Here is a 4,130-nt window from a genome sequence, read left to right on the forward strand (position 1 = left end):
TCTGGGGCCGTGCGCTCAAAGGGCATGAATCTGGGACGCCCCGTCCACGCACAGCACCACGTCCCGAAGGCGGAGCCAGGTAGAGCCCCACCAGGTCGACGACCTTGACCACCAGCTTCGGGTCGGTGGAGAACTGGAAGATGCCCTCCCACCACGGCGCCACCCCGTACTCGCGCCAGGCCTCTGCGACCATGCTGCGGTCGATCCCCAGCCGGGTGGCCACCACCTGGGACGACCAGTGCTTGACCCCAGCTTCTTCGGCGGCGGACGCAGAGTAGCGGCCACGATCGCCCGGTGGTCGATCCGCCGAGGCGGGCCCGACCGGTCGTGGTCGGGCAGAATCTCGAGATCGGCTTCGTCCTAGCGGGCACGCCAGGCGATGACCGTGGAGCGGATGGCCCCGACCTTCTGCCCGATCTCGGTGTTGGAGACCCCCCGGCGGCCAGCAGTACGATCCCAGCCCGCTGCGCCAGCCTCGCCCGCACCAAGATGGAGCGCACGCGCCTTTGTAACGTCTCCCGATCGCCTTGGCGCAACAACGACGGTGCCGCAGGAAGACTAACTGTGATGTCCAGGGAGGTTGTCCCGCCTCGTGGCGCTGAGAAGGGCTGACAGGGGAAGGCCCCCGGTAGTGAAGTGGAGCTGTCTAGTTCGCCGCTTCACCAACCGGAGGTCTTCGTGTCCCACGAATGACGCTGTTCTGACTCCTCGCACCCGTTTGCGCCTGGCCCGGTTGATCGTCGACGGCCGGTGGACCTATGCCGCCGCGGCCAAGATGTTCATGGTCTCTCCCCGCACGGCCAAGAAATGGGCCGATCGCTACCGGGCCGAGGGCCAAGACGGGATGACCGACCGCAGTTCCCGCCCGCGCACCAGCCCCACCCGCACCCGCCCGGCACTGGTGCGTCGGATCGTCGCCCTGCGCTGGCGCCACCGCCTCGGACCGGTGCAGGTCGCCGGCCGCCTCGGTTTGCCCGCCTCAACCGTGTACGCGGTACTGGTGCGCTGCCGGATCAACCGGCTATCCCGCATCGACCGCCTCACCGGTGCACCTCTGCGCCGCTATGAGCACCAGCACCCGGGCTCGCTGATCCATGTCGATGTCACCAAGTTCGGCAACATCCCTGCTGGCGGTGGCTGGCGCTACGTCGGCAAGCAGCAAGGCGGTCGCAACCGCGCAGCAACCGATGCCCAGCGCCGCAAAGGCCCGGTGCGTGGCCCGGTGATCGGGACCGCCTTCGTCCACTCCGTGATCGATGACTACTCCCGGATGGCCTACGCCGAGATCTGCGCCGATGAGAAGGCCGACACCGCCATCGAGGTGCTGCGCCGGGCCGTCGCATGGTTCACCGACCGGGGCGTGGCCGTGGAGCGGGTGCTCTCAGACAACGGATCCTGATACCGCTCCCACGCCTGGGCCGATGCCTGCACCACACTGGGCATCACACCCAAGCGGACCCGACCCTATCAGCCCCAGACGAACGGCAAGATCGAACGGTTCCACCGCACCCTGGCCGATGGCTGGGCCTACGCGAGGCTCTACCCCTCCACCGCGCAACGCAACCAGGCACTACCCGGATGGCTGCACTTCTACAATCATCACCGAGCCCACTCCGCCCTCGGAGGCCAGCCACCCATCACCCGACTGACCAAACTCCCTGGACATCACAACTAGGCCACTAACACCAGCGGATCACCCCCTACACGTCCTCCACAACGGCAAGGTCGAGCCGTACAACCGGCTGCGGGTCGACGAAGTGCTCTACGCCCGCCCCTATGACGGTGAACAAGCCCGGCGGGAAGCGATCGGAATCTGGGTGAACCACTTCGAGCACCATCGTCCGCATAGCACCTGTGCTGATCGGCCCCGGCCTCACGGCCTCAGGTCCGAAGCAATAACGTCACGCCCTCTTACAACTAGATGCAGAAAGTCATCCCGAGGCCACAGCTATCTAATATGCGCACCATTTCCGCGGAAGCGGAACACGTACAAGTAGACGAGGCCTATGGTCTGGCACCAGACACCTATAACAAACCCCCAAGCTGCGGATTCTAGCCCGTACAAGTATCCACCCACCCACAATAAACTGAGGGTGAGCAGGGAGCAAGCACCGGCAAGGCGACCCACTGAAGAGTGAAGCCCAAGGCCCTGAAGTATGGCTCCGAGCATGAGCGCGAAAGAAAGTCCCACAAAACCCACGAAATAGATACGCGTCACGGGTCCAGCAGCGACGTATGCCTCCCCCAGAAATATGCGAAGGATGTCTTCGAGCGACCAGGACACCGCCGCCAAAGCGACCGCCATGGTTACCGTAACGCCACACGCCAGAATAAGGGCAGCACGGGCCGTCCGAGCGCCGCCGGCACTCACGCGCGGGAGTAGAAGAGTGGCGAATGATGAGGGCACTAGAAGTAACGGGGAGACCGCCCGTGAAGCTACAGCAAAATATCCGGACGCCCCGGAGCCGAGCGCCATGCCCACAACTACGATATCCAATTGTCGGATCATGCCAGATAAGGATTCGAACCAGTAATGCTTTGATTCTCGGAACACCAATGCAAAGTTCAACGGCTTTTGGGGACTTAAGTCACACGGGCTGCGAGCCATGAGGCGGGCGTTGTATATGACTTGGCCCACCGTAACCGCGACGCAATATCCCAGGATGACGTCGATGCGGAGTAGGTACGAACCGCCGAAGACCCCAAGCGTGGTTATCCTGCGGATCACCAGATTACTACTAAAAAGGCCGATGTGACCATCAGCGACGACAATCCTCTCCAGCACATACCCACGTAAATCGAGTCCTACGTCGACAGCCAATGGTAAGAGCATGAGATACACGGCGTCATGTGAACCCAAGATGACGAGTGCCACGCCCACGATGGTGAACGCGGCCCAGCTGATTTTCTGGTTTAGGCGCATGATCCCAAGAATCATCGGTGAACCCGGCATCCTAGCACGTACCGCGCCCACGTACTGCGGTAGCCCGAGAGTCGCCATCGCAACGAAAGTGGCCAGTACCGTCTCGACCGCGATGACAAGTCCGAAGGTCGCCGGCGTCGACCACCGCGCAAATAGCAATACAGTCAGGGCCTGCGCGCCGGAAGCGACTACTCGGCCTGCTACAATTCCGAAGAAATGCTTAGACATCGACAGAATCATCGATCCTCCGGGTTCGGGGACTTTTCTTACGGGAGCTCTCAGCATGTCGGGCGACGACAGTTACGACTCCGCCGTCGGCCTTTGATTGAGAACTTCTGCTCAATGCGGTTATACTTTGTATACTTGCAGGAACAAGGATTGCGGTGAGGGGTTGTCCATACTCTGGCGGAAAATGGCGTATTTTGCCACCGGAGCACCCGGTTAAAGTCGACATTGCGCGGAATATTGCCGCTTCCCGAGCGAACGCCGCACCATCGTGTGACGTTAATGATGCCCCCCCCCCCCCCCGGCCGGACTTCCTTCAGACCGGGCCGAAGCCAGGGAAAAGGAACCTGATAGGTCAAGTGAGCAGGTACCCGCCAGAGTTCAGCGACTGGATGTACCCAGCCAGGACGTTGGTAGCAGGAGGGTGTTGACGTGAGGAGAGCCTCCGGGTGGGGTGTGGCTTGTCGAAGGCCCACTTCCCTCACGGAGGCTCTCTCGTCCCACGGTAATGCCCGCACCACCGTTCGCGGCAGGCTCTTGATCGTAAGACGGCATCAGGCCGGGATGCCCAAGGCCCATATCGCCGCGGCCATGGGGATCTCTCATAAGTGCGTGGCCACCTGGATCACCCGCTCAGAGACCGAGGGCGAGGCTGGCCTCCATGACCGGCCCTTTGGCCCATGCACCACGCCCACACGCACCAGTTGCGAGGTCGAGCAGCAGGTGCTCGAGCTACGCCGTGCTCAGCGGCAGGGTCAGGACTGGATCGGTCACGAGTTCGGGCTGGCTATGCGCACGGTGGGACGGATGCTGCGCCGCCACCACATCCCCCGCGCGCGGGAGCTCGATCGGCTCACCGGCGCGTTCGTCCATGCCTCGAAGACCACCCCGGTGCGCTACGAACGGGACCACCCGGGCGAGCTGGTGCACATGGATCTGAAGAAACTGTGCCGAATCCCTGAGGGCGGCGGGTGGCGGGCCC

The 4,130-nt window shown here is 62.9% G+C and carries 3 protein-coding genes and 2 pseudogenes; 4 read left to right on the forward strand and 1 reads right to left on the reverse strand.

Annotated features, from left to right (window positions below; all coding sequences use genetic code 11):
- The first annotated feature begins 104 nt into the window (after positions 1-104).
- The 3 genes and pseudogenes from GMA12_RS18010 to GMA12_RS18020 all read left to right on the forward strand — a co-directional run.
- On the forward strand, positions 105-278 hold the full coding sequence (locus tag GMA12_RS18010) for a hypothetical protein (RefSeq protein WP_156270864.1): 174 nt from the start codon (positions 105-107) through the stop codon (positions 276-278).
- A gap of 353 nt (positions 279-631) precedes the next feature.
- Positions 632-1,675, forward strand: a pseudogene (locus GMA12_RS18015) (IS481 family transposase).
- 8 nt (positions 1,676-1,683) lie between these two features.
- Positions 1,684-1,921: pseudogene (locus GMA12_RS18020) on the forward strand (integrase core domain-containing protein); the annotation flags it as partial.
- Positions 1,922-1,948: 27 nt separating this feature from the next.
- Here the strand turns inward: GMA12_RS18020 and GMA12_RS18025 are convergent.
- Positions 1,949-3,163 carry a lipopolysaccharide biosynthesis protein gene (locus GMA12_RS18025; protein WP_156270865.1) on the reverse strand — a complete coding sequence of 405 codons (1,215 nt, stop codon included), beginning with the start codon at positions 3,161-3,163 and terminating at the stop codon, positions 1,949-1,951.
- Between the two features lie 441 nt (positions 3,164-3,604).
- On the opposite strand from GMA12_RS18025, the gene GMA12_RS18030 reads away from it, so the two are divergent.
- On the forward strand, positions 3,605-4,130 hold a 526-nt coding region (locus GMA12_RS18030), incomplete at its 3' end, for a helix-turn-helix domain-containing protein (protein WP_370832131.1).

It is taken from the genome of Kocuria sediminis (assembly GCF_009735315.1).
Lineage (GTDB): Bacteria > Actinomycetota > Actinomycetes > Actinomycetales > Micrococcaceae > Kocuria > Kocuria turfanensis.